Consider the following 26,374-nt stretch of genomic DNA (forward strand, 5'->3'; position numbering starts at 1 on the left):
GATTACGCAGACTAATGATAACGTCAACATGAGTGTTCGGCGGGTCGGCATACTTTGGTCGAGATCCGACCAACTTGCATCGCGGGGCCAAAGGTCTAGGTCGCTTCGTCGTGTATGGTTAGTATTGAGAGGCTCGACGTGACGATCGTCGGGCGGGGTTGAAGGGATCGGTGTGAAGGAACGCGCTCGGCGCTCGCGCAGCCCGACGATCATCGATGTCGCCGCGCAGGCCGGGGTATCGCCGATGACCGTGTCGCGCGTCATCAACGGCCGCGCCAGCGTCGATCCGACCACGCGCGCCAGCGTTCAGGACGCGATCGACGCGCTCGGCTACACGCCGAACCTCGCCGCGCGCAGCCTGGTCACGTCCACCGAACTCAAGATCGGCGTGATCTACGCCAACCCGAGCGCGGCGTTCATGAGCGACTTCCTCACCGGCGTGTTCGAGGAAGCCTCGATCCGCGGCGCGCGCCTGATCCTGCTGAAGGGCGAGGACGGCCGTCCGCCGAGCCCCGCCGCGCTGGAAAGTCTGGTCGCGTCGGGTATCTCAGGCATGATCTGCGCACCGCCGTTGAGCGAATCCGCGGCGGTCCTCGACGTGTTGCGCAAGGCGCGCGTGCCGGTGGCGGCGGTCGGCGCGCACGATGTCGACAACGTGATCTGCGTCCGTATCGACGATCGCCTCGCCGCGTACGAGATGACGCGCGAGCTTATCGCGATGGGTCACCGTCGGCTCGGGTTCGTCGTCGGCAACCCAGACCAGGTCGCCAGTCTGAAGCGGCTCGACGGCTTCTACGCTGCCGTCCGCGAACATCCGGGCGTTCGCGCGACGATCGCTCAGGGCGATTTCAGCTTTGCCTCGGGACTCGCCGCCGGCGACCAGTTGCTCCAGGCCGATCCGCCCCCCACCGCGATCTTCGCAAGCAACGACGACATGGCCGCCGCCGTCGTGTCGGTCGCACATCGGCGACAACTGGACGTACCGCGCGAACTGACGGTCGTCGGGTTCGACGATACCACCGCCGCCGTGATGCTGTGGCCGCCGCTGACGACGGTGCACCAGCCGGTCCGCCGACTCGCCGCGGAAGCGCTCGGCCTGCTGGTCGCGGAGATCGCCACGCCGCCGAGAACCCCTGCAAAGCGTGCCGACCGGGTGCTGGACCACGAAATCGTCAAGCGACAGTCGACGTCGCCCCCCGCAGGACGACGCCACGCCTTAACGCCGTCTGCCGTTTCTGCGGACGCCAACGATCTCCGCCTATTCCATCGATAGTATGAGTATTGACTCCTCCGCCATGTCGACGCATTCTTGCGTGGTAACGTTATCAAACAGCAACATCGAGTTGCGGGATGACGTTGCGGGAACGCCGGTAAATCGGTGCGCCGTAAAAGGGGGTAGGATGCAATGGTTTCCAGAATCACGACTCTGTCGGCTCACGTCCGCGCCAGCGTTTGGGCGCAAGAGACATCGCGTTTAACAACAGCGCCACGTTCGATTTCTACCATTTCCAGTCCGACTACACGGCAACGGCGCACCCTCATCGCCGGATCGAGCAGCATCGCCGCGCTTATCCTCTCGCTATACGCAGCGCCGTCTTTCGCACAGGTCGCCACTCCACAAACCACCGACACCGTCGCCTCCGCAGAGCCGGTCGCCGAGACGCCCAGGCCCGCAGAACCCGAAGCCGTCAGAACCGCCGACATCATCGTCACCGGCTCGCGGATCCAGTCGAGCGGCTTCACCGCCCCGACGCCGACCACGGTCATCAGCGAAGCCGACATCCAGAACAACGCGCAGCCCAACGTCTTCACGACGATCGCGCAGCTGCCGTCGTTGCAGGGATCGAGCGGCTCGACGACCAACACGTTCAGCACGTCGAGCGGCCAGCAGGGCCTGAGCTCGTTCTCGCTCCGCGGCCTGGGCACGATCCGCACGCTCACCCTGGTCGACGGCCAGCGCGTCGTCGGCGCCTATTATACCGGCGTCACCGATGTCAGCCTGCTCCCGCAATTGCTGATCAAGCGAGTCGACATCGTCAACGGCGGCGCGTCCGCATCCTATGGATCGGACGCGGTCGGCGGCGTCGTCAACTTCATCACTGACACCCATTTCCAGGGCTTCAAAGGCAACATTCAGGGCGGCATCACCAATTACGGCGACGACGGCCAGGGGCTTATCCAGCTTGCCGCGGGACGGAGCTACCTGAACGATCGGCTCCACCTCGTCGTCAGCGGCGAATATGCCAAGGAAGCAGGCGTCGGCCCCGGTGATTTCGGCACCGATCTCGCCGGGGGTCGCGACTGGTTCACGCAGACGACGATGATCAACCGCAACGTCGTCGACGACGGATCGCCGCAATATGTCCTGCGCGATTTCGCCCAGCCGTATAACTTCACGAAATACGGCCTCATCACCGCCGGTCCGCTGCAGGGCACCGCGTTCGACCAGAGCGGCCGCCCCTTCCAGTTCCAATATGGCTCGAATGGCGTGCCCGCCCGCGACAATTCCGGCGCAGTCAGGGGCTGCCTGCCCGGCTTCTGCGTCGGTGGCGACCTGTCGGGCAACATCGATACCGGCCGCACCTTGCAGTCGGCGATCCAGCGCCTCGATAGCTATGGTCGGATCGGCTACGACTTTGCGACCGACAACGAGGTCTATGTCAGCGTCAATGTCGGGCAGGTGAAGACCCACAACCAGCCGACCAACGGCGCCAACCGACCCGGCCTTAGGCTGCAGTGCGCCAACCCGTTCGTCCCGGCGTCGATCCAGGCGGCGTGCGCGACGGCGGGGATCACGGACTTCCAGTTCGGCGCCAGCGTCGCGATCCTGCCGAACACCATTGTCCATACCGACCGCCGCCAATACCGTGTCGTCGGCGGCCTGAAGGGCAAGTTCGATATCGGTGGGTCGCCCTGGACCTATGACGCCTATTACGAGCGCGGCATCACCGATACCGCGATCGACGTCGACGACATCGTCCTCACGCCGCATTTCAACCAGGCGATCCAGGCGATCACGCTCAACGGCGCCATCGTCTGCGCCAATCCGATCGCACGCGCCAATGGCTGCATCCCGCTCAACATCATCGGCGGCGCGACACCCTCCGAGTCGGCACGCCGGTATGCCCAGCCCGAGAACGGCCCGATCCAGCGCCTCCACTTGACGCAGGACGTCGCGAGCCTCGCCTTCTCGGGCACGCCCGTCGAGCTCTGGGCGGGTCCCCTGTCGGTCGCGTTCGGCGGCGAATATCGCAAGGAATTCTACAAGGTCCGCGCGGACGCATACGGCGCCGGCGTTTCCACGCTCAGTCCCTATACCAGCGAATACCCTGCCGACCCGACCCTGCTAACCGCGGGCAACAACTGGTATGCCGGCAACTACAAGAACGGCACCGGCGCCTACGACGTCAAGGAGGCGTTCCTTGAGCTCGACGTCCCACTCTTCAAGTCGGACATGATGGGCAGGGCCAACATCAACGGCGCGGCCCGCATCACCGACTACAGCACGTCGGGCCGTGTCTGGACGTGGAAGATCGGCGGGACATGGGACACGCCGCTCAACGGCCTGCGCCTGCGCGGCGTCACCTCGCGCGACGTTCGCGCACCCAATCTGTCCGAGCTGTTCGCCGCTCCGGTGACGACCACGCTGCCCAACTTCCTCGACCCCGCGCGCAACGTCAACGTCGTGGCGATCCAGAACGCGATCGGCAACCCGGCGCTCACGCCCGAGATCGCGCGCAATACCGAGGTCGGCGCGGTATACGCCAACCCGTCCTGGCTGCCGGGGTTCAGCGCTTCGGTCGATTACTATAACATCAAGGTCACCGACGTGATCTCCAGCCTTGGCGCCGCCCAAATCGTCGACCTGTGCTTCCGCAACATCCTGCCCGAAACGTGCAGCACGTATAATTTGAACAACACTGCCGGCCCCAATTTCATCAACACGCAGGCATTTAACCTCGCCTCGATCAAGACCGACGGCTTCGATATCGAGGCAAGCTATCGGTGGCGGCGCCCGCTCGGCATCGACGGCACGTTCACGCTCCGCGGCCTGGCGACGCACATCCGGAAGTTCGTGACGGATACCGGCCTGCCGGGGACGATTCCGACCGATGGCGCCGGCGTCAACCTCGGCGCCACCCCGCGCTGGAAGCTGCTCGCGGTACAGGCGTTCAGCAACGACCGCTTCAGCCTGACGGTGCAGGAACGCTGGTTCAGCGACGGCAATTACGGGAATCAGTACGTCGTCTGCGCGCCCGGAACCTGCCCCAAATCGACCACGACCGCGCCGACGATCGACCGCAACTTCATGCCCGGCGCCTTCTATCTCGACGTCGGCGGAACGTATACCATCACCAAACAGGTGTCCGGGTATTTCAAGGTCGACAACGTTTTCGATCACGACCCGGCCGCGTCGCCCCAAAGCGCCAACCCGGCCTTGTACGACATCGTCGGGCGCATCTACCGTGTCGGCGTCCGCTTCTCGTTCTGACGCCCCACGCCTACCAATACGGAGATCCAGCATGCGCGCTCTCGCCCTTCTGATTGCCGGCACGATGCTGGGTTCGCCCGCGATCGCGCAGACCGCTGACGGCGCGGCGGCGCAATCAGCGCCACTGGAACGCGGGTCGGGCACGTACCCCGCGATCTTCGAGGAACGAGCGGACCTGCCCGATCATGTCGTCTACCGCCCGGCGAATCTTGGTGCGCTGGGTCGGGCCAAGCTCGGGATCTACGTCTTCGGCAATGGCGGCTGCAGCGCAGACGGTACGAGTTCGCGCAACCACCTGCTGGAGATCGCCTCGCACGGTTACCTCGTCATCGCGTCGGGCACGATCCCCAAGCCGAAGTCCGACGCCGCGACCAAACCCGCCCAGACCCCCGCTCCAGCGCCCGGCACGAAGCTGACCTCGGCAACGCTGACACGCGCGCTGACCGACGCGATCGACTGGGCACAACGTGAGAATGCCCGCGCCGACAGTCCATTCAAGGGGCAGGATCGCCACCACCGAGATCGCGGCGTCTGGCTGGAGTTGCGGCGGCTTGCAGGCGCTATCCGCCGCACAGGACCCGCGCGTGACGACCGCGGTGATCATGAACAGCGGCTTCTTTCCCGAGGGCGCGAACCCGATCGGCGGCGTGGTGTCCGACAAGGCGTTGCTGAAGAGGCTGCACGGCTCGATCCTCTACGTCCTCGGCGGCCCGACCGACATCGCGGTCGCGAACGGTACCGACGATTTCCAGCGGATCGACCATATCCCCGCGGCGCTGGTCAACATACCGGTGGGTCATGGCGGCACCTATATGCAACCGCATGGCGGTATCGCGGCGGAAGTCGTGACTGCCTGGCTGGACTGGCGGCTGAAGAACGATCGCACCGCCGCCACACGCTTCGTCGGCAAGGACTGCGGGTTCTGTCAGGACAAGCGGATCACGATCGAGCGCAAGCACTTCGACTAAGCGAGCCGTCCGCACCATGACGGACGGAGGAGAGGGAAACCACGGTTCCCGAAGGTCGACGTCGGTAACCCAAACGAGGATGATCGCCGGGAGGACGCTGCGCCGTCCCGTCAGAACCAGCCGGTTCGACACCAGGGCGCGCGCTTGCCCCCCACCATAACGCCGCGCGAGCCCGGTTCGTACCAGCGCCTCGCCGAGCGATTTCCCGTCACGCTCGACGATGCGCAGTTTGCGGCCATAGCGATCGACGTCGCGCTTGATCGGGACCAGCGTGAAGGGGCCGGCGTTGAGCAGCGCCTGCATCTTGAGCGTGGCGGCCTTGCCGGCGCGGGCTTCGGACGCGCAACGGGGCGGATGGGTTTCGGGCGTGTCGATGTCGGCGATGCGGATCTTGGTACCTGCCATCCAGAAGGTGTCGCCGTCGACCATACAGTCAATCCGCTTGGCATGGCCGCATATCGTGAAGCGCGCGGATACCGCCTTGCCGCCCGACAGCGCGGAGGCGGCGGCAGCGGCGGTCGACGCCGCACTCGCGACGCCTGCCGCTGTGGCCAGCGCCCCGGTGGTGGTGGAAGCGGCGGCGGCGGCAGCGTTTGCCGAGGACGACGCGTCCGCCGCGGCAGCGTCCGCAGCCTTGCTCCAGCCGCCGGGCACACGCAAATGACCGGCGGGCCAGGCGATGCCGAACCCGCTGGGCCATTCGACCTTCAAACCCGGCGGCACCAAAGCGGCCCAGTCGATCTGGCGGATCACCGGCACCATCAGCCCGAGCAGCACGCCGTAGAATACCAGGCGGAGTTGCAGCAGGACTCCGGGCGCCGGGCGTCGACCGGATCCACCGCGGCGCGTGGCGCCAGCGCGATCGCCACTCAGCAACCGCATGAAATCAAACACATACTCCATCGTCCCTCGCGCGTACGCGCGCGCGCGACGATGTCACCTCGCGGCGGCGAAGGTTGCGACGGGCGGAGTCGGAAATAAGGCGAACGCATCGTGAACATCGCAAGGTACGTGTCTCGGGTGCGACAGCCGATGCGCATCGCGGCACCAGCGTCGTGGCGGAGCAACCTCAGGGTGGCGTTCAGCAACCCGAATGCGGACGACAACCCCAGTCGACGACCGCGCCACCCGCACGAGCGATGCTGCTGTCCTACATCGCCGAGCCGTGATCAGATGCGGCGTGAGCATGGCATCCATCCGCATCCGGACGACCGATTACGACGCTGTCGCGCGATGTGCACAACCGCGCCAGCGTGTGAACTTTGTGCACTTCCGCGCAATCCGGGCATCGGCAACACCGCGATGGCAAGCGTTCGAACCGCTCGATCTCGGCCCGAAAACCCAACGACTCCAGACGCACGAAGGGCGGGAAATGACCCTAGCCACTCCCCGCCCCCGTTACGCGTCCAGCATTTCCCTCTTGCGAGGCAAAGGCTTAGAAGTGCGTGATGATGCCGAGCATCGGACGGAAGCTCTGGGCGTCGCCGAAGGTGTTGACCTCGGCGCGGATGCGGAAGCCTGCGTTGCCGGTGATGCCCTTCAGGCCGATGTTCTGCGGACCGACTTCTGCGCCGATGCCGTAGGTGATCGCGCTGTAGTCACGACCGGTGTCTGCGACGACGTTAGAACGACCCGAGAAATGGTCGAAGTTGACCCACTGGTAGCCGACCTTGCCGTAGATCAGGCCGCTATCGCCAGCGCGGAAGCCGAAGCGGCCTGCTGCGCCGTATTCCCAATCGATGTTGCCATCGATGCCCTTGATCACGTTGCCTTCTGCGCCGACGAAGACCGGGCCGAGCGGCACGTTCACGCCGAGCACGCCCTGGACCAGCGAGCCCGATGGCTTGTAGCTGCGACGGGTCGAACCGTCAGCGTTGATCGCCTGCGGAATGCCGTGGCCGCGCTCGTTGTCGAACTGCTCCCAGCCGCCCATCACGCCGAAATACGGCTCGATGCCGAATGCCTTCGAGCCGTCGGGCGCTGCTGCTTCGCCGGGCTGTGCGCTGTTGTCGACAGGTGCCGGTGCCGACATGTCCTGCGCGAAGGCGGGAACTGCGACCGTTGCGGCGGCGAGGGCGATTGCCAGGGAAAGCTTACGCATGAGTTTGACCTTATACCGTGTTGTTGCGTGGATCGCCGACTGCACGGTGCGTCGGTTCGGTCCAGGCAAGCCAAACCGGTCGGCGAGCACATGGTTGCACAAAAAACGTCACATTCCGGGAACTGTTCCGCTGTGTTGCGTTACAGCAACGGTTCCTGTCATTTGGATGAACGAACCATGGCCGCGGCGGGGCGGACTAGGCATGAATACAGCGGAAAAGCGGCAAAAAGCAGCCGCGCTCGGTGTTAACGCCGTCCGTTTACCCTCTGGTGACAACCAGTGTGCGATGCAGCATCGATGGGGTTTTCACGCCTGTTCCGCAGCCGCTGGGCGGCGCTCTTCTGGTCGGCGGGAATCGTGTGGACGGCCTATGACGTCGCGAGCGACGCACCGGAACCGGCCGCAACAAACGCGACTTCGGGTAATACGGTGGAGCGACCGACCGACGCCGCCGGTGCTGCATTCAACGCAGACGATCTCGCGATCCTCGCGAATGCCGCCGGCTGAGAGCGACGCGCCTGTCAGAGGCGCGTCGCGGATAGTTCAGGGCTTCAGCGCGACGTCGTCGGCGTCCTTCAGGTCTTCATCGTCGTCGATCGTGTCGTCGTCGAGCTCGTCCTGGACGTCGTCCTCGTCCATGTCGGCTTCGTCCATCGTCACCGACGAGTCCGTCTCGCCGACTTCTTCCGAATCCATCTTGGTCTCGTCGATCGACTCGTCGTCGGTGTCGTCTTCGCCCAGATCGGGTTCGAGGTCGGTCAGGATGATACCGTCGCTCGGCCCGTTGCGCGTGGCCTCGAGGATCTCGGCGCGCTGGCTCTCGTCATAGCCCTCTTCGTCGTAGCCGTCGTCGCCCGATCCGGCACTCGGCACCTGATGTCCGCCCATGGTCACACTCCCTCGTTCCAGGACGCCCGCGTTTTGCAGGCCTACCAGATGCGAACGGTGGACGCGTGCGGTGGTTCCTTCAAGCGCGGACGGGCGCCGTCGATGCGGGCCGGAACAGCCGCCCGCGTTCGGTCACCAGAATCGACAGGAGTGCGGCGAGCCCTGCGAGCAGAAAACCGCCGACCAGCGGCACGGTGGTGCCGTTGAAGGCCTGGCCGATCAAGGCGCCGAACACCGCGCCAATGGTCACGCTCAAGAACCCCTGCACGCTCGACGCAGTCCCGGCGATCCGCCCCATATTCTCCATCGCCATCGCCGAGAAATTCGACGTCGCCAGCCCGAAACACCCAAGCGTCAAAGCCTGGAAGACGGCGAAGCTGACCAGCGTCTCGAACCCGACCTCGATCGCAAACAGGTGGACGAGCGACACCAGGATCATCAGCGACAGCGCACCATGGCTGATCAGCCGGGTCCCCAGTCGCATCACGATCCGCGAGTTGAGCAGGTTGCAGATCGCCATCGTCACCGACGTGGTGGCAAAGATCAGCGCCAGCAGCGACGGCTTGTGGAACACGTCCGCCATGATCTGCTGGATCGAATTGAGATAGCCGTACAAGGAGCCGAGCAGCGCGGTCGAGGCGAGCGTATAGCCAAGCGAATTGCGATCGCCGAGCGTCTGCCGCCAGTCGCTGAGGATCCGCCCCGGCGTAATCGGCAGGACGTTCTCGGGCGCCAGCGTCTCAGGCATCCGCAGGTAGAACCAGACCAACACCCCCAGCGTCAGCACCGCCACGGTCCAGAAGATCGCACGCCAGTCGCCGAACTGGAGCACCGCCCAGCCGAATGTCGGCGCCAATATCGGCACAATCATGAACACCATGAACGCGATCGACATGACCCGCGCCATCGCTCGCCCATGATAGCAGTCGCGAACCAAAGCGATCGTCGCAACCCGTGCCGCGGCGATCACCGCGCCACCAAACACGCGCGCCGTCAGCAACAGCGCGAAACTGCCCGCGGTCGCGCACGCGACGTTGGCGATGATGTACAGGACGAGCGACCAGAGCAGCACCGTCCGCCGCCCAAACCGATCCGCGAGCGGCCCGTGGACGAGCTGCGCCACGCCGAAACCGATCACGAACGCGGTCACCACGAACTGCCGGCCGTTCTCGGTCGTGACACCGAGCGAGTCGCCGATCGCCGGCAGCGCGGGCAGCATCGAGTCGATGCCGAGCGCGGTCAGCGACATCAGCGAGGCGACAAGCGCGACGAACTCGACGAAACCGATCGGCGCGCCGCGCATCGCTGGCGCGTCGGATTGGGGATCCTGGGTCTGCATGATGCGTGCGCCTTTACCCGCTCGGCCGGTCTTGCGGAACCCGCTAACCAGCGCAGGGCTGATGATTGCGCGATGCGCCGCCGCCCCCTATCTGTATTGTCAGAACAACACACTTCGGAGACAGCCATGATCCGTCCGCTCTTTCTCGCCACTGTCGGCCTTACCAGCGTGCTCGCTTTGTCCGCCTGCGATCGCTCGAACGAGGGCGCGTCGGTCTCGATCAACGCCGATGGCGGGAACGTCCTCGGCGCGATCAACGGCGAGACCGGCGAGATGAAGATCGACGTTCCCGGCTTCCAGGGCTCGGTGAAGCTGCCGAAGATCAAGATCGACACGGGCAATTTCGATCTCAACGGCGTGCGTCTGTATCCGGGGTCATCGATCAAGACGCTCAACATAGTCGGCGACGACAAGGCCGGCGGGTTGCGCGTCGCCTTCGCCAGCCCGGCAACACCCGCTGTCGTCCGCGACTGGTTCGCACGGCGGCTCGGCAAGGTCGGCTACCAGGTCCATCCCGAGGGCGCGAACCTGATCGGCACAACCGACGAGAACAAACCCTTCCGCCTCGAACTCGCTCCCGACGGCAAGGACAAGGCGACCGGCACGATCGTCATCAGCGGCTAGTCTACGATCGTCCCTCGCCAAGGGGGAGGATTGAAATCTCGCCCCACCCTAATCCAGGCATTTGGCACGCCACCCCCGATCGCCTATATCGGGCATCCCCCAAACCGGACACGCACCCCATGCTCGATACGCCCGCCGCCCAGGTCCCGACGCTCAGCCTTGCCACGCAGGACACCGACCCCGACGGTTTCGCCGCCGCGTTCGGCGAATCGTTCGAGCGCTACGGCTTCGCGATCGTCGCCGACCACGGCATCCCCGCCGACCTGATCGAGCGCGCCTGGGCCGAAACCAAGCTCCTGTTCGTCCTGCCCGAGGACGAGAAGCGCGGCTATCACATCCCCGGCGGCGGCGGCGCACGCGGCTACACGCCGTTCAAGACCGAGATCGCCAAGGACGCCAAGGTCGTCGACCTCAAGGAATTCTGGCACGTCGGTCGCGAACTCCCCGAGGTGCATCGCTACGCGGACACGATGGCGCCGAACGTTTGGCCGACGCGGCCCGAGGGCTTCAAACCGGTCTTCCTGGAACTGTTCGCCGCGTTCGACCGCGCAGGCGACAAGCTGCTCTCGGCGATCGCCCGCCACCTGAAGCTCAAGCCCGACTGGTTCGATCCCGCGGTCAATGACGGCAACAGCATCCTTCGCCTGCTCCACTACCCGCCGATCCCCGCCGACGCCGAGGGCGTCCGCGCCGGCGCACACGAGGACATCAACCTCATCACGCTGCTGCTCGGCGCCGAGGAAGCCGGGCTCGAACTGCTCGACCGCGCGAACGGCCGCTGGCTGTCGATCAAGCCGCCCGAGGGCGCGATGGTCGTCAACGTCGGGGACATGCTCCAGCGGCTGACCAACAACGTGCTGCCCTCAACCACGCACCGCGTCGTCAACCCGCCCCCCGAACGCCGCGGCCACTCGCGCTATTCGATGCCGTTCTTCCTGCACCCGGCGCCGGACTTCCTGATCGAGACGCTGCCCGGCACGATCACGCCGGACAACGCGAACCGCTATCCGAACCCGATCACCGCGCATGATTACCTGTACGAGAGACTGGTCGAGATCGGGCTGATCAAGAAGTAGAGGCATCTTGTTCTCCCGCGAAGGCGGGGATCCAGACTGGGCTCCCGCCTTCGCGGGAGAACAAGGTGGGGGCCTGGTGGGTCAGGTATCTTTCATCACATCTCCACCCCGGCGGAGGCCGGGGCCCAATTGTGGGACGGTGATAACGAAGCGCAGCGCGCCGTTACGACCACCTTTCTAATTGGGCCCCGGCCTTCGCCGGGGTGGTGTCCGCGCGGGACCGCTAAAAGCCAGCCAAACACCCCACCGCTTTTCTCCAGACCTGATACCCAACAACCACGCTTCGCCCATTGGTGCGGGCCCCCGCATCCGCTAGACCGCGCGCGATGCCCCATCTCTATCTCGTCGACGGCTCCGGCTATATCTTCCGCGCCTATCACCGGCTGCCGCCGCTCACCAACAAGCATGGCGAGCCGGTCGGTGCGGTGTACGGCTATACGACGATGCTGTGGAAGCTCGCCGACGAGGTCCACGCGGCCGACGGCCCCACGCACATGGCGGTCATCCTCGACAAGTCGTCGAAGACTTTCCGCAACGATCTCTACGACAAGTACAAGGCGCAGCGTCCGCCGCCGCCCGAAGATCTCGTCCCCCAGTTCCCGATGATCCGCGACGCCACGCGTGCCTTCTCGCTGCCGTGCATTGAGACCGAGGGACTCGAAGCCGACGACATCATCGCCTGCTATTCGAAGGCCGCGCTTGCCCAAGGCTGGGAAGTCACGATCGTCAGTTCCGATAAGGATCTGATGCAGCTGATCGAGCCCGGTCTCGACATGTACGACACGATGAACAACCGCCGGCTCGGCGCGGAACATGTCGCGGAGAAATTCCACGGCGTCACCCCCGCGCAGCTCGGCGACGTTCTCGCGCTGATGGGCGACAGCGTCGACAACGTCCCCGGTGTCCCCGGCGTCGGCCCAAAGACCGCGGCGAAGCTGATCCTCGAACACGGCGATCTCGAATCCGTGCTGGCGGCCGCCGACGGCATGAAGAAAGGCAAGCTGCGCGACAACCTGATCGAGCATGCCGAGATGGCGCGGCTGTCGAAGGTTCTCGTCACGCTCAAATGCGACGTCGCGCTGCCCGAACCGCTGGAGGAGCTCGAACTCAAGGGCATCCCCGACGCGCCCTTGCGCGCGTTCCTCGAACATCACGGCTTCAAGTCACTGATCGCCAAGCTCTCTGCGGTCGCCGAAGCCCCCGTCGCCGAGCCCGCGAGCACAGCCGAGTTCGACGAGGACGAGCCCTGCAAGCACGACGACTATGAAACCGTCGTCGACGAGGCCGCACTCGATCGCTGGATCACCGTGGCGAAACACCAGGGCTGGATCGCGATCGACACCGAGACCACCGGCATCGACGCGACGCGCGCGGACCTGGTCGGGGTGAGCATGGCGCTGCATCCGAACCTCGCCTGCTACGTACCTATCGCGCATGGCGGCACTGATTTGCTCGCAGAAAACCCGGTCCAGCTCGATCGCGCGCTCGTGCTGGAGAAACTGAAGCCGTTGCTGGAGGATCCGAGCGTCCTGAAGATCGGCCACAACCTCAAATACGACATGATCGTCCTCGGCCGCGCCTACGCGTCCACCGGCGGCGTGAACATCGCGCCGTTCGACGACACGATCGTGATGAGCTTCGATCTAGACGCGGGGCTGCACGGCCACGGCATGGACGAACTCGCCGCCACGCATCTCTCGCACAGCTGCATCGCGTTCAAGGATGTGGTCGGCACCGGCAAGACACAGCGCACCTTCAACGAAATCGACCTCAAGGCCGCGACGCGCTACGCCGCCGAGGATGCCGACGTGACGCTCCGCCTCTGGCGCCGGTTCAAACGCCGCCTGCCCGCGGAAGGCTCGACGCGCGTCTACGAGATGGTCGATCGTCCGCTCGTCCCCGTCATCGCGCAGATGGAGATGCACGGGATCAAGGTCGACGCCGCCAAACTGTCAAAGCTCTCGACCGAGTTCGCCGGCCAGATGGCGAGCCTGGAGACCGAGATCCACGCGCTCGCGGGCGCGCCGTTCACGATCGGCAGCCCAAAGCAATTGGGCGACGTGCTGTTCGAGAAGATGGGCATCAAGGGCGGCCGCAAGGGCAAGTCGGGCGTCTATTCGACCGACGTCAACGAACTCGAACGGATCGCCGCCGACAAGGACTCGCCCGGCGCGGTGATCGCGCGGAAGGTGCTCGACTGGCGGCAGTTGTCGAAGCTCAAATCCACCTACACCGACGCATTGCAGGCGCAGATCAATCCGGCGACGGGTCGCGTCCACACGTCCTACTCGCTGACCGGTGCGCAGACCGGCCGCCTGTCGTCGACCGATCCCAACCTCCAGAACATCCCCATCCGCACCGAGATCGGCCGCCAAATCCGCGACGCGTTCGTGGCCGAGCCCGGCAACGTCATCCTCGCCGCCGATTACTCGCAGATCGAGCTACGGCTGGCCGCGCACATGGCCAACGTCCCCGCGCTGAAGGCCGCGTTCGCGAACGGCGACGACATCCACAGCCTCACCGCGCAGGAGCTGTTCGGCGAGGTCAACCGCGACACCCGAGGCCGCGCGAAGACGATCAACTTCGCGATCCTCTACGGCATCTCGCGCTGGGGCCTCGCCGGGCGTTTGGACGTGTCGGCGGACGAAGCGCAAGCGATGATCGACCGCTATTTCGACCGCTTCCCCGGCATCTCGAACTACATCGTCGAGACCACCGAAAGCGTCCGCGCGAGCGGTTTCACAACCACGCTGTTCGGCCGAAAGACCCACTTCCCCCGCATCCGCTCGAAGATCCAGCACGAACGCCAGGGCGCCGAACGCGCGGCGATCAACGCGCCGATCCAGGGGACCAGCGCCGACATCATCAAGCGCGCAATGGTGCGGATGGGGCCGGCGTTGCTCGAAGCGGGTCTGCCCAATGTCCGCATGCTGCTTCAGGTCCACGACGAACTCGTGTTCGAATTGCCGGAAGGTGACGTTGAAGCTGCCAAGCCGGTCATCGAGCAGGTCATGGCGAACGCCGCGCAACCTGCGGTGACGCTCGACGTACCGCTCGGCATTGAAATCGGCACCGGCCTTAGCTGGGGAGCGGCACATTGAACGCGCAGGGCGGCAGCCGGCCATGTCCGGCTGACTCGCACCAGCGCGGCCGGCGGAGCCTTTGCTCCGACCGACGACGCGGCTTTGCCGCGGGGCGGTCCACGAATGGCGCAGCAGCGTGACCGAGGCCACGCAGGATATCGACACGCTCGCCAAGGGCGGCCGCACCAACATCGCCGGCTTCGTCCTTCGTCTCGCGGCGCGTATCCCGTTCCTATTCATCGCCGGCCGCATCTACGGCCCTGACCTCGTCGGCCGCTTCGCGATCGCGGTCGTGGTGGTCGAACTCGCCGCACTCCTAGCCACGCTCGGCCTCAAGCGCGGCCTCGCCCAGGCTCTCAGCAGCGCCGACCGCCCCCACGCCAACGTAGTCTGGGACGCAATGGCAGTCGCGTTCGTCGCCTCCCTCATCGCCAGTGCCGTGCTCTGCACCTTCCCGCAGATCATGTATCCGAACAGCGCGATTACCGGGCTCGACCGGTTCCTGCCGCTGATCATTGTCGCGGTCGCCTGGTCCGACGTCAGCCTCGCCGCGCTCGCCTACCGCCTCAACGTCAAGGCAGCGGTCACCGCGCGCGCAGTCGTCGAGCCTTGGACGATCTCGATCGCCGCCTGGGCGTTCTCATATTTCACGATCCGCGACGGCCTCGTGCTCAGCTACGTCGCGTCGATGACTGCCGCGCTGATCGCCAGCCTCGTGCCGTTCCTGCGCAGCTACGGCGTGCCGCGCGGCTGGAAGCCGCAGCTACGTCCGCTTTACGCGCTCGCCCGCGCCAACGTGCCGCTCGCCGGTGCGGACATCCTCGAATGGGGCAGCCGCAACGTCGACCGCTTCATCCTCGGCGTGATGTTCGAGCCCAAGATCGTCGGCATCTATTACATGGCACAGCAGGTCGCCAGCCTGCCGCAGAAGCTCAAGACCAGCTTCGACCCGATCCTCGGCCCTGTCATCACCCACAGCCTCGCGATCAACGACCGCGCGGCAATCGCCAACCAGGTCCGCCAAGTCGCGTTCTGGATCATGGCGGCGCAAGGCGGCCTTGCGCTGATGGGCTCGATCCCCGGCGAAGCGGTGATGGGCGTGGTCGGACCGCAGTTCGTCGCCGGCACCGCCGCGCTTGCGTTCCTGCTCACCGCCGAAGTGCTCGCCTCGACCGGCGCGGTCAGCGAATCCGCGCTTGTCTACATCGCCCGCCACCGCAATTTGATGATCTCCGCGGCAATGCTCGCGTTCCAGGTCGGCCTCAGTTTCGCGCTGATCTTCACGATCCGGGCACTGGGCTACCCCGTCAATTACCAGGCGGCAGGCCCGGCGATCGCGCTGATGCTGTCGGTGGGTCTGACCTCGATCATCAAGTCGAAGCTGCTCGGCCATCTGCTTGGGACAAGCGTCTCACCGTGGCGCTGGCCGCTGATCTGGGCCGCGCTGGCCGCGATCGTCGTCGGGGCTGGGTTCACCGCGCTGCCCAAACGCTACGAATGGGTCGAACTCGCGATCGGCGAACCCGCGATCGCCGCGACCTATCTCTACATTCTGTGGAAGTACGCGTTCGGCCCCGCGGACCGCGCCTTGTTTGGCAAATCGACACCGGTCGGCGAGGCGACGCTGCCGAATGCCGGATCACCGATCCGCTAAGACGATCAATATGCGCGGGCGACCGCGAACTCGACGGCTTCGATCATCGCGTCCTTGGCGGCGCCATTAGGGAAGCCGGCGATCGAGTCGATCGCGCGCTGGCCGTAATGCCGCGCGCGCGCGAACGTGTCGTCGATCGCTCGGGTCGAGCGGATCAGGCGGATCGCGTTCTGGAGATCGGCCTCGCTGTCACGGCGACCTTCGACCGCGTCTTTCCAGAACGCACGGTCCTCGTCCGAGCCACGCGCATAGGCGAGGATCACCGGCAGAGTCATCTTGCCCTCGCGGAAGTCGTCGCCCGCATCCTTGCCCATCGTATCAGCATCGGAGACGTAATCGATCGCATCGTCGACCAACTGGAATGCGATGCCCAGATTGCGGCCATAGGCGTCGAGTGCGGCCTCTTCCGCCTCGGGTCGTTCAGCTACCACGGCCGAAATCCGGCAGGCTGCCGCGAACAACGCCGCGGTCTTCGCGCCGATGATGTCGAGATAGCGCTCCTCGCCCAGATCGACGCGGCGCGCGGCGGTGAGCTGGTTGACCTCGCCCTCGGCGATGACCGCGCTGGTTGAGGACAGTATCTTCAGCGCCTTGAGGCTGCCGGCTTCGACCATCAGTTCGAAGCTGCGGCTGAACAGGAAGTCGCCGACCAGTACGCTGGCAGGGTTGCCCCAGATGATGTTGGCGGTGCGCTTGCCGCGGCGCAGGTCGGAGCCATCGACGACGTCGTCGTGGAGCAAGGTCGCGGTGTGGATGAACTCGACCGCGGCGGCGAGCAGGTGATGCTGCGTACCGGTATAGTCGATCAGTTGCGCGCTCGCGAGCGTCAGCATCGGCCGCATCCGCTTGCCTCCACCCGCGATCAAATGCCCCGCGAGTTCGGGGATCAGCGGAATTTCCGACTCCATCCGGCCGCGGATCACCGCATTGACCTGGTCCATGTCGCCACGGACAAGCTTGACCATCGGGTCCAGCGAAGGCTGGGACTCGGGCGTGGGACGAAGGGTGTCGAGGCGGTGGACGGTGGCGCTCATCTTCCCGAGCCTCTGACGCCTATGCCCCTGCAAAGCAACCCTTGCCGGGCGTCGAGCTGCCCCGGCTCGCCCCGATCTGCCGTGCGACGCCTTGCCGATCCGGTTGCACCACCGCAAAAGGCGCGCCGAACCAACGAAAGGGTATTTTGGTGGCTGACGACCTGTTGACCGGATACCGGCAGAGCATCGACAACATCGATGCGGCACTGATCCACATGCTCGCGGAGCGCTTCAAGGTGACGCAGGCGGTAGGCCGCCACAAGGCGACGCACGGCCTGCCCGCCGCGGATCCGGGGCGTGAGGAGCGCCAAATCGCTCGATTGCGGCATCTGGCGGCGGAAGCGCAGCTCGATCCCGAGTTTTCGGAAAAATTCCTGCGCTTCATCATCGACGAGGTGATCCGTCATCATGAGCGGTTGGCGCACGATCCGGTTTGAGGGGCCAGATGGGTTCTTCTCCCCCTCCCTGGAAGGGGAGGGGTCGGGGGTGGGTCGGTTTCCGCATATCAGACCGTTACGGCACGAGCGAGCCACCCCACCCCCAGCCCCCTCCCTGTCAGGGAGGGGAGCAGTGCGTGAAGAAAACTTCACTGTCGCTCCACGTGCCGATCACCTGCCGCGGTGCAATCGGTTGCGGATGACGTGGCTCTACCGATCCCTGCTCGCGCTGGTTCTGGCCGCTATTGTCGCGACCGGCTTCATGGGCTGGCTCGGCTATTTCGGTGGGCCGTTGTTCACCGATGTCTACCCGACCAAGCCGCAGCGGCCGTTCGCCGTCGTGCTTCTCACCGGCGACCTCGGCTACAAGATCGGCATGGCGCCGCAGATCGCGCGGCGGCTGGCGGCGGACGGCGTGCCGGTGGTCGCGGTCAACACGCTGACCTATCTGCGTACGACGCGGACGCCGGCGGACATCACGACGCTGATCGCGCGCGCCGAACAGCGCGCGTTGCGGCTCGGCCATGCCGACCGGGTGGTCCTGATCGGCCAGTCGTTCGGCGCGGACATGTTGCATGTCGGGCTGGTCGACCTTGCCCCCGAACTCCGCGCGAAGATTGCAAAAGTCGCGCTGATCGTACCCGAGGACAACGTCCAGTTCCGCGCGTCACCAAGCGAGGTCTTCGATCTCTGGACCCCGACCGTCGACGCGATGCCGACCGCGCGCCAGCTGACCTGGGCACCTCTGCTATGCGTCCAGGGCGTGGAGGAAGTTGGCAGCCTGTGCCCGTTGATGACCCAGGCCAATGCGACGCGGATCGCGTTGCCGGGCGGACACCCGCTTCACCGCGACGCCGATGCGCTCTACGAGGTGCTGGCGCGGTTCGTTTTCGCGGATTGAGGATCGACCGATGATTCCTGTGATGATGGCGCTCGCGATGGCCGTGGGCAGCCCGGCCCCTGCTTCCCCGTGGAAGGCATCTGGCACAATCCGAAGAACAGCGTGGCCGTGAAGACCGGCGCCTGCGGGGGACAGGCTGTGCGGCTGGGTGGTGCGGGCCAGCGATGAGGCGCAGGCCGACGCGCGCGATGGCGGCACGCCGAAACTGATCGGCACCGCCTTGCTTCGCGAATATCGCCCTAGCGGCCGCAGGAAATGGTCGGGCCAGATCTTCGTCCCCGACATGGGCCGCACCTTCGGGTCGACGCTGACGCTGGTCGACGCGAATACGATCGACGTGAAAGGCTGCCTGATCGGCGGGTTCCTGTGCAAGACGCAGACTTGGCACCGCGGTTGACCCGATGACGACTCGTCCGTTGATCATCCGGACCCGCGACTGGATCGCGCATCGCCGGGGCACGCTAATCGCGCTGGCAGTGTTGGTCGTCGCGGTGCTTGGCTTTGCTGCGATCCACAAGCTGACTGCCGAAATCCGTCTGTCCGAAGTGCGCGCCGCGTTCTCCGCGCTCGGTTGGCCGCAGCTCTCGGTGGCGATCGGGCTGACCGTCGTCAGCTATATCGCGCTGACCTTCTACGATTCGATTGCACTGAAAGTGATCGGCCATCCGCTGCCGTGGCGGACCGCTGCAGTCGCGTCGTTCACCAGCTACACGATCAGCCACAATCTCGGGCTGGCCATGCTGACCGGCGGCTCGGCGCGCTACCGCGTCTACAGCCGGGCTGGCCTCGACGAAGCCGCCGTGGCACGCGTCGTGCTGATAGCCGGCGTGACGTTCTGGGCGGGCGTAATCACGGTCGCGTGCCTGTCGATGGCGATCCATCCGGGGACGCTACCGATCGTGAGGTGGACGATGCCGCCTCTGCTGGAGCGCAGTGTCGGCATCGTCATCCCGCTCGTCATGCTGGGGGTCGTCCTGCGTCACCGGCAGGGGTGGATCGATCGGGCTGCTCGGCTGGCGACTGCCCCTGCCGAACTGGCGGCAGGCGCTCGCGCTCCTATTGGTCTCGACCGTCGACCTGGCCGCGGCAAGTGCGGCGTTGTTCGTGCTGCTCCCCAATGCCTCACCCGAACTCTATCCGGTGCTGTTCCTCGGCTACGCGGTGGCGATCGTCGTCGCGTTGATCAGCCATGTGCCGGGCGGGCTGGGCGTGTTCGAGGCGGTGATCATCGCGACGATGCCGCAGGACAATGCCACGGTCCTCGCAGCTTTGCTCGCCTACCGCATCATCTATTACGTCGCGCCGCTGATCCTGGCCGCGGTACTGATGGCGTTCCACGAGGGACGCCAGTGGCGCGGTCGAGGCACCGACCCGCTCGCCATCGCATTGCCGCTGGCCCCCTTACTGTTAGGCGTGCTGGTGTTCTTGAGCGGCGCGATGTTGCTCGTATCGGGCGCGCTGCCCGCTGCGCCCGGTCGCATGGATACGCTGGCGACGATCCTCCCGCTGCCGATCAGCGAGATGGCGCACGTCGCGGCGAGCCTCGTCGGCGTGATGCTGTTGCTGGTCGCACTCGGACTGTACCGGCGGCTCGACGGCGCGTTCTGGGCGGCGCGGACCCTGCTCGTCGCGGGTGCCCTGTTGTCGATCGCGAAAGGCCTCGATTACGAGGAAGCGACGATTTTGCTGCTTACCGCCGCCGCGCTGCAGTGGACGCGCGCGGCGTTCTATCGGCGGACGCGGCTGACCGCGGAGCCGTTGTCGCCTGAGTGGCTGGTCGGCGTTGGCGCCGCGATCGGGCTGTCGGTGCTGATCGGCTTTTTCGCCTATCGCCGCGTCGGCTATTCGAGCGACCTGTGGTGGCAGTTCGAGACCAACGCCAACGCCTCGCGCTTCCTGCGCACCAGCCTCGCAGTCGGGCTGTTGCTGATCGGCGCGGCGATCTGGCGACTGTTCGCCGCGGCACCCGTGCCGATGGTCCACGACATGCTGCCCAACGACGTCGCGACCGCCGCGCTCGCGCATGCCGACCGCACCGACGCGATGCTCGCTTTTTACTGGCGACAAGCGCTTCCTGGTCTCGGACAGCGGCGACGCGTTCCTGATGTACCAGGTCAAGGGCGCGAGCTGGATCGTGCTCGGCGATCCGGTCGGTCCGAGCGAGGCGTGGTCCGAACTGCTCTGGGCCATCCGCGCCCGCGCCGACGCCGCGCAGGGCCGGCTGTTGCTGTACCAGATCGGCCTGCGCATCGTGCCGATCGCGATCGAGATGGGGCTGAAGCTGGTCAAATACGGCGAGGGAGGCGACGGTCGAGCTCGACGGCTTCACGCTGGAGACGCCCGAGATGCGCAGCGTGCGGAAGGCCAGCCGTGTCGCCGAGCGGGCGGGCGCCCAGTTCGCGGTCGTGCCGGCCGCCGAAATGCCCGCGATCATTCCAGAACTGCAAGCGATCTCCGACTGGTGGCTCGCCGACAAGGATCATGCCGAGAAGAGCTTCAGCGTCGGTCGGTTCGAGCCGGGATATATGGCGAAGTTCGACTGCGCGGTGGTGCGGATCGAGGGCAGGCTCGTCGCCTTCGCCAACGTCTGGGGCACGCCGAACAGGCAGGAGCTGTCGGTCGACCTGATGCGCCACGCCGAGGACATGCCGCAGGGTGGCATGGATTTCCTGTTCACGCGGCTGATGCTGTGGGGCCACGAGCAGGGCTATCGCAATTTTTCGCTAGGTATCGCGCCGCTGTCGGGAATCGAGGCGCGGCGGCTGTCACCGACCTGGTCGAAGGTTGCCGCCTTCCTGTTCCGCCACGGCGAGCGCTTCTACGGGTTTGCTGGCCTGCGCGCGTACAAGGAGAAGTTCCGCCCGAACTGGACGCCTCGCTACATCGCCTCGCCGGGCGGCACGTCCCTGCTGCGCGGGCTGATCGATTTGCGGGCTTTGGTGAGCCGGTAAGCCTTGCTAGGGCAGACGCCATGAGCTTCCTCCTGGCAATCGAAGGCGCCGACGGCGCGGGCAAGGCCACCGCCTCGGCATTGGTGGTCGAGCAGTTGCGTGCCGCGGGCCGCACCGCCGACGTCGTGTCGTTCCCGCGCTATACCGAGACGGTCGGCGGCTGGGCACTCGGCGCGATGCTGGCGGGCACCCTGCCGCGTGGCACGTCGCCCAGGGCGGCGGCGGTGCTGTATGCGCTCGACCGGATGGAGTCGCGGGAGCACCTGCTGGCGACGATGGCGGCGAACGATGTGGTCGTGTTCGACCGGTATATCGCCTCGAACATGGCCTATCAGGCGGCGCAGGTTCCGGCTGACGAGGCTGACGCGATGATGGCGTGGATCGCTGATTTGGAGACGGGCTCGTTCGCGCTGCCGAAGCCTGACCTGTCGGTGTATCTCGACACGCCGGCCGACATCGCGCGTGGACTGATCCTGAAGAAGCGGAAGCGGTCCTACACCGACGATGCGTTCGACGCGTATGAGGCGGATACCGGGCTGCAGGACCGGGTGCGGACGAATTACACGGCGATGGCCGAGGCTGGGTTGCTGGGGCGCTGGGCGACCGTGTCGACGGTGGCCGATGGCGCGTCGCGCTTGCCCGCCGAAATTGCCGGCGAGATCGTGGCCCTCCTCGCTTAACGCCGCTGGCACCACCTCGGCGAAGGCCGGGGCCCAAGTGGAAAAGTAGCAGTAACAGCTTGCAACGCCCGCCAAGCGTCGTCCCCCAATTGGGCCCCGGCCTTCGCCGGGGTGGTGCGTGTGTCGGCGCGCGCGCATCCGCAAAACCCTCTATCCGTTTCAAAACTTCCCGTTATGTAGCTCGACTATATAACGAAGGGGGTGACGACAATGCGGGGACATGATTTCGCGCGGCTGAGTGCCGTGTTGCTGGCGACGACGTGCCTGCCGATCATGGCAGACGCGCAGACCAGCGCAGCCAATCCGGAACAGACCCGCACCGAGAGCAACGCGCAGCCGAGCACTGAACCCGACTCCTCGATGGAGGTGATCGTCACCGCCCGTCGTCGCGCCGAAAACGCACAGAAGATCCCCGGTTCGCTGTCCGTCGTCGGTGGCGCGCTGCTCGACCGGTCGTACACCGTGAACACGCAGCAACTGGCGCAGCTCGTCCCCGCGCTGAACTACAGCTCGGCCAATCCCCGCAACACCGCGTTCACGATCCGCGGGCTCGGCAGCAGCGTCGTCGCGGTCAGCCAGGCCAATGACGGTTTGGAGCCCGGCGTCGGCTATTATGTCGACCAGATCTATCACGCGCGCCCCGCCACCGCTGCGTTCGACTTCAGCGACATCGAGCAGGTCGAGGTATTGCGTGGGCCGCAGGGCACGCTGTTCGGCAAGAACTCCACCGCCGGCGCGATCAACATCACGACCCGAGCGCCGACCTTCACGACCGAGGGTGAGGCCGAGATCAGCTATGCGAGCTATAATTTCCTCCAGGTGAAGGGCGCCGTCTCCGGCCCGATCATCGGCGATACGCTCGCCGGCCGCGTGTCGGTGGTCAGCACGCGCCGCGATGGCGTGATCGATAACGTCGTCACCGGCCGCGACCAGAACACCATTGGCAACCAGGCGATCCGCGGACAATTGCTGTTCCGTCCCTCTGAGGTGTTCCAGGTGAAGGTCAGCGCCGACTTCACCAACTTCCAGAGCAACTGCTGCACGCAGGTCTATTACAACGTCGCCACACGGTCGGGTAGCGGCACCGACGGCCGTCTGTTCCGCACCGCCACGCGACAGTTCAGCGGCCCGACCGGCCTCGCCGCACAGTTCAACTACGCACCGCCCAGCACCAATCCGTACGACCGCAAGACCGACATCGACGCGGCGCTCGGTGTCGATACCAACGAGGGCGGCGTCGGCGTCATCGCCGACTGGAACCTGGGCGGTGCGACGCTCACCTCGGTCAGCGCGTGGCGCTTCTGGAACTGGGATGCCGACAACGATCGCGACTATACCGGCATCCCGATCCAGACCGAACAGCACATCCCCTCGCGCCAGGACCAGTATAGCCAGGAACTCCGCCTCGCCTCGAACGGCGACCACAAACTGAGCTATGTCGGCGGGCTGTATTTCTTCCGCCAGCGCGTCATCGGCCGCCCGATCTCGATCTACGGCCCCGCCGCCGCGCGCTACCTGATCGGGACGTCGACAGGCACGGGCGCCGCTGCAACCGCCGTCCCCAGCAACCTGCTCGACGGCTACGGCACCGACGGCCGCACCGATTTCCGCTCGGACAGCTATGCCGCGTTCGGCGAAGTGAACTGGAAGCCGGTCGACCGCCTGACGCTGACCGGCGGACTTCGGTACACCTATGAGGAGAAGGAGGGCACGTACGACACCTTCACCTTCGGCGGTTTGCAGACCACCAACGCCGCGCTTAACGCCGCCAAGCTGTCGATCCTGCGCGGCCAGAACTACGCCGCCAGCGACAAGGACGGTGCGCTGACGGGGCGCGGCAACATCGCGTACCAGGCGACCGATAACGTCCTCGCCTACGCCAGCTACGCGCGCGGCGAGAAATCGGGCGGTATCAACATGTCTGGCCTTCCGCTCAATGACCAGAACCAGCCCGCCATCGGTACCGCCGTCGTCCGTCCGGAGAAAAACACCGCGTACGAGATCGGCCTCAAGACGCAGCTGTTCGACAACCGCCTGATCTTCAACGTCGACGGCTATTATACGCGCGTCACCGATTTCCAGTCGAACGTCACCGACACCCGCGCCGCCGCCGCTTTGCGTACCTATCTCGCCAATATCCCGAAGGTCACCGTCCGCGGCTTCGAGGCCGACGCGACCGCACTCGTCACGCGCAACCTGTCGCTGCGCGGCAGCGTCGCCTACGCCGACGGCAAGTTCAATTCCTACCCGGCGGCCCCCTGCCCGATCGAGCGGATCTTCAACACTGCCGCGTTCTGCGATCTCAGCGGCCAGCGCCTGTCGAGCCTGCCCCGCTGGTCGTACACGCTCGGCGCCGACTACAACCAGCCGATCGCCGACATCGGCAGCGGCTTCGTCCATGTCGATTCGAACACGCGCACGCGGCAGTTCGGCGATCCCTCGGGGTCGGCGTTCACGGTCATCCAGGGCTACACGATTGTCAACGGCAGCATCGGCTTTCGCTCGAAGGACGGCTGGGAACTCGCCGTCTTCTCGCGCAACCTGCTGAACAAGGATTACATCCAGAACGTGACGATCCAGGCGGGCAATTCGGGCCTGATCCTCGCCACGCCGAGCGACCCGCGCACGATCGGGCTTACCTTCCGCATCAAGCAGTAGGTATGAGGGGGGGCCATGACGCTATCGCCGGACCCCGCCCTCCACGCCACGATCCTGCTCGCCAAGGACCAGACCGGCCGCGCCGGTGCCGACCGGATCGCGCTGCTCCGCGCGATCCGCGACGGCGGCTCGATCACCAGCGCCGCGAAGGTCGTCGGCCTCAGCTACAAGGCGGCATGGGACGCGGTGCAGGTGATGAACAATCTGTTCGACCGCCCGCTCGTGCTCCCTGCGGCGGGCGGCAAGGACGGCGGCGCGAGCCCGATCACCGAGGCGGGCGTGGCGGTGCTAGACGGCTATGCGGTCGCCGAAGCCGAACTCGCCAGCGCGATGGCACGGATCGAGGCGAGCGTGTCGAACGGGCTGTCGCTGAAGCCTTTGCTGTGGGGAATCGGAATGAAGACGAGCGCACGCAACGTCTTGCGCGGCACCGTGTCGCGCGTGACGCCGGGGACGATCGATGCCGAGGTTACGCTGGCGGTGGCGGACGGCGTGGAGATCGTCGCGACGATCACGCGCGGCAGTGCCGAGGATCTGGGACTGGTGCCGGGCGCAATTGCGCTTGCGCTGATCAAGTCGAGCTTCGTGATCCTTGCACGCGGTGACGAGAGCCTGCGAACATCGGCCCGCAACACGCTGGCGGGGACCGTGATCGCCCGCGAGGACGGCGCGATTTCGAGCGAAGTGACGCTGGAACTGACGCTCGGCAAGACGCTGACCGCAACGTTGACCAAGGAAAGTGCCGAGGCGCTCGACCTGCAGATCGGCACGCGCGCGCTGGCGTTGATCAAGGCCAGCCATGTGATTCTGGCGGTCGAGTAAGACCTCTTCGTCGAGCGGCACCACCCCGGCGGAGGCCGGGGACCAGTTGGGAAACGTCGCCAACTACCAGCTGCTCTCTGTTACGTCGGCCTCGCCAACTGGGCCCCGGCCTCCGCCGGGGTGGTACCAATTAGCGGGACCGGTTTCTAACATTTCCGTCACAAACCGATTCCGCATTGCAGCGCACGCAATCGCCATTACTTAGCACGCTAATGACCTCCCCTCGTGCCATCCTCGAGTCGTCCTACGCCCGCACCCTTCTACCGCTTGCGAAGATGTGGCGGCGGGCGGCCGATCGGGCGTTGCGTGACATGAACGTGTCGGCGTCGACCGGCTGGGCGCTCGTCCAGGTCGGGAGGCTCGGCGACGACGTCCGCCAGACCGATCTCGCCCAACAGCTCGACGTGACGCAGGCGTCGCTGGTGCGCTCGATCGACCAAATGTCGGCTGCCAACCTCGTCGAGCGTCGCCGCGACCCCGCCGACGCACGCGTCAGCCGTATTCGCCTGACCGATCACGGCCGCGCGCTCGTCACCACGATCGAGGCGAAGTTCGCCAGCCTGCGCGCGGGGATGCTCGACGACGTGTCCGACGACGATCTCGCCACCGCATTGCACGTCGCGGAGCGGCTCGGCGCGCGGTTCACGGCGGATCACGCGCGATGAG

The 26,374-nt window shown here is 65.8% G+C and carries 23 protein-coding genes and 1 pseudogene; 17 read left to right on the forward strand and 7 right to left on the reverse strand.

The window, feature by feature from the left end; translation table 11 throughout:
* Nucleotides 1-172: 172 nt before the first annotated feature.
* Nucleotides 173-1,273 carry a LacI family DNA-binding transcriptional regulator gene (locus NHF48_RS11745; RefSeq protein ID WP_253071221.1) on the forward strand — a complete coding sequence of 367 codons (1,101 nt, stop codon included), beginning with the start codon at nt 173-175 and terminating at the stop codon, nt 1,271-1,273.
* A 132-nt stretch (nt 1,274-1,405) separates the two neighbouring features.
* Complete coding sequence (locus NHF48_RS11750) at nt 1,406-4,492, forward strand: TonB-dependent receptor plug domain-containing protein (protein ID WP_253071222.1); 3,087 nt, start codon at nt 1,406-1,408, stop codon at nt 4,490-4,492.
* A gap of 115 nt (nt 4,493-4,607) precedes the next feature.
* On the opposite strand, the gene NHF48_RS11755 is transcribed toward NHF48_RS11750, so the two are convergent.
* From NHF48_RS11755 to NHF48_RS11765, 3 genes are all read right to left on the reverse strand, one after another.
* Nucleotides 4,608-5,096 (reverse strand): hypothetical protein, encoded by a 489-nt coding sequence (locus NHF48_RS11755; RefSeq protein WP_253071223.1) that lies wholly within the window; start codon nt 5,094-5,096, stop codon nt 4,608-4,610.
* Nucleotides 5,053-6,354 carry a thermonuclease family protein gene (locus tag NHF48_RS25040; protein WP_253071224.1) on the reverse strand — a complete coding sequence of 434 codons (1,302 nt, stop codon included), beginning with the start codon at nt 6,352-6,354 and terminating at the stop codon, nt 5,053-5,055. The genes NHF48_RS11755 and NHF48_RS25040 overlap by 44 nt, the downstream gene beginning before the upstream one ends.
* Before the next feature lie 541 nt (nt 6,355-6,895).
* Nucleotides 6,896-7,561, reverse strand: a complete 666-nt coding sequence (locus NHF48_RS11765; protein ID WP_056065788.1) for an outer membrane protein — start codon at nt 7,559-7,561, stop codon at nt 6,896-6,898.
* 297 nt (nt 7,562-7,858) lie between these two features.
* Between NHF48_RS11765 and NHF48_RS11770 the strand changes: the two genes are divergently transcribed.
* Entirely contained in the window at nt 7,859-8,068 is a 210-nt protein-coding gene (locus tag NHF48_RS11770; protein WP_136191234.1) for a hypothetical protein, read from the forward strand.
* Nucleotides 8,069-8,104: 36 nt separating this feature from the next.
* Here the strand turns inward: NHF48_RS11770 and NHF48_RS11775 are convergent, their stop codons facing one another.
* Complete coding sequence (locus NHF48_RS11775) at nt 8,105-8,449, reverse strand: hypothetical protein (RefSeq protein ID WP_056065779.1); 345 nt, start codon at nt 8,447-8,449, stop codon at nt 8,105-8,107.
* Between the two features lie 79 nt (nt 8,450-8,528).
* The gene (locus NHF48_RS11780) at nt 8,529-9,788 is read right to left on the reverse strand and encodes a multidrug effflux MFS transporter (RefSeq protein WP_253071225.1); all 1,260 of its coding nucleotides are present in this window, start codon (nt 9,786-9,788) and stop codon (nt 8,529-8,531) included.
* Between the two features lie 126 nt (nt 9,789-9,914).
* On the opposite strand from NHF48_RS11780, the gene NHF48_RS11785 reads away from it, so the two are divergent.
* From NHF48_RS11785 to NHF48_RS11800, 4 genes are all read left to right on the forward strand, one after another.
* Entirely contained in the window at nt 9,915-10,412 is a 498-nt protein-coding gene (locus NHF48_RS11785; protein ID WP_253071226.1) for a hypothetical protein, read from the forward strand.
* Nucleotides 10,413-10,531: 119 nt separating this feature from the next.
* Nucleotides 10,532-11,488, forward strand: coding sequence for an isopenicillin N synthase family dioxygenase (locus tag NHF48_RS11790; protein WP_253071227.1), 957 nt, complete (start codon nt 10,532-10,534; stop codon nt 11,486-11,488).
* Nucleotides 11,489-11,814: 326 nt separating this feature from the next.
* Complete coding sequence (polA, locus tag NHF48_RS11795; RefSeq protein WP_253071228.1) at nt 11,815-14,589, forward strand: DNA polymerase I; 2,775 nt, start codon at nt 11,815-11,817, stop codon at nt 14,587-14,589.
* Between the two features lie 118 nt (nt 14,590-14,707).
* Nucleotides 14,708-16,225, forward strand: a complete 1,518-nt coding sequence (locus NHF48_RS11800; RefSeq protein ID WP_253071229.1) for a lipopolysaccharide biosynthesis protein — start codon at nt 14,708-14,710, stop codon at nt 16,223-16,225.
* A gap of 5 nt (nt 16,226-16,230) precedes the next feature.
* On the opposite strand, the gene NHF48_RS11805 is transcribed toward NHF48_RS11800, so the two are convergent.
* Nucleotides 16,231-17,259, reverse strand: coding sequence for a polyprenyl synthetase family protein (locus NHF48_RS11805; protein ID WP_253071230.1), 1,029 nt, complete (start codon nt 17,257-17,259; stop codon nt 16,231-16,233).
* A 149-nt stretch (nt 17,260-17,408) separates the two neighbouring features.
* Here NHF48_RS11805 and NHF48_RS11810 point away from each other — a divergent pair, with 149 nt between their 5' ends.
* The 4 genes from NHF48_RS11810 (at nt 17,409) to NHF48_RS25045 (ending at nt 20,366) form a co-directional block, all read left to right on the forward strand.
* Nucleotides 17,409-17,696 carry a chorismate mutase gene (locus NHF48_RS11810; protein ID WP_107954710.1) on the forward strand — a complete coding sequence of 96 codons (288 nt, stop codon included), beginning with the start codon at nt 17,409-17,411 and terminating at the stop codon, nt 17,694-17,696.
* A 133-nt stretch (nt 17,697-17,829) separates the two neighbouring features.
* Nucleotides 17,830-18,597: a virulence factor gene (locus NHF48_RS11815; RefSeq protein WP_253071231.1), complete on the forward strand. Its 768-nt coding sequence runs from the start codon at nt 17,830-17,832 to the stop codon at nt 18,595-18,597.
* Between the two features lie 151 nt (nt 18,598-18,748).
* Nucleotides 18,749-18,994, forward strand: coding sequence for a DUF2147 domain-containing protein (locus NHF48_RS11820; RefSeq protein WP_253071232.1), 246 nt, complete (start codon nt 18,749-18,751; stop codon nt 18,992-18,994).
* Between the two features lie 19 nt (nt 18,995-19,013).
* Complete coding sequence (locus tag NHF48_RS25045; protein ID WP_342454636.1) at nt 19,014-20,366, forward strand: hypothetical protein; 1,353 nt, start codon at nt 19,014-19,016, stop codon at nt 20,364-20,366.
* Nucleotides 20,367-20,438: 72 nt separating this feature from the next.
* Here NHF48_RS25045 and NHF48_RS25050 read toward each other — a convergent pair whose 3' ends face one another.
* Nucleotides 20,439-20,633, reverse strand: coding sequence for a hypothetical protein (locus NHF48_RS25050; RefSeq protein ID WP_342454637.1), 195 nt, complete (start codon nt 20,631-20,633; stop codon nt 20,439-20,441).
* 68 nt (nt 20,634-20,701) lie between these two features.
* Between NHF48_RS25050 and NHF48_RS25055 the strand changes: the two are divergent.
* The 6 genes and pseudogenes from NHF48_RS25055 to NHF48_RS11845 all read left to right on the forward strand — a co-directional run.
* Nucleotides 20,702-20,830 (forward strand): annotated as a pseudogene (locus tag NHF48_RS25055) (phosphatidylglycerol lysyltransferase domain-containing protein); the annotation flags it as partial.
* Between the two features lie 112 nt (nt 20,831-20,942).
* Entirely contained in the window at nt 20,943-21,548 is a 606-nt protein-coding gene (locus NHF48_RS25060; protein WP_342454745.1) for a phosphatidylglycerol lysyltransferase domain-containing protein, read from the forward strand.
* Between the two features lie 20 nt (nt 21,549-21,568).
* The gene (locus NHF48_RS11830; RefSeq protein ID WP_253071233.1) at nt 21,569-22,228 is read left to right on the forward strand and encodes a dTMP kinase; all 660 of its coding nucleotides are present in this window, start codon (nt 21,569-21,571) and stop codon (nt 22,226-22,228) included.
* Between the two features lie 210 nt (nt 22,229-22,438).
* Nucleotides 22,439-24,886, forward strand: coding sequence for a TonB-dependent receptor (locus tag NHF48_RS11835; RefSeq protein ID WP_253071234.1), 2,448 nt, complete (start codon nt 22,439-22,441; stop codon nt 24,884-24,886).
* Between the two features lie 15 nt (nt 24,887-24,901).
* Nucleotides 24,902-25,708 (forward strand): TOBE domain-containing protein, encoded by an 807-nt coding sequence (locus NHF48_RS11840; RefSeq protein WP_253071235.1) that lies wholly within the window; start codon nt 24,902-24,904, stop codon nt 25,706-25,708.
* 275 nt (nt 25,709-25,983) lie between these two features.
* Nucleotides 25,984-26,373 (forward strand): MarR family winged helix-turn-helix transcriptional regulator, encoded by a 390-nt coding sequence (locus NHF48_RS11845; RefSeq protein WP_263816847.1) that lies wholly within the window; start codon nt 25,984-25,986, stop codon nt 26,371-26,373.
* Nucleotide 26,374 lies beyond the last annotated feature (1 nt).

The organism is Sphingomonas sp. H160509 (genome assembly GCF_024124765.2).
In the GTDB taxonomy this organism is placed as follows: domain Bacteria; phylum Pseudomonadota; class Alphaproteobacteria; order Sphingomonadales; family Sphingomonadaceae; genus Sphingomonas.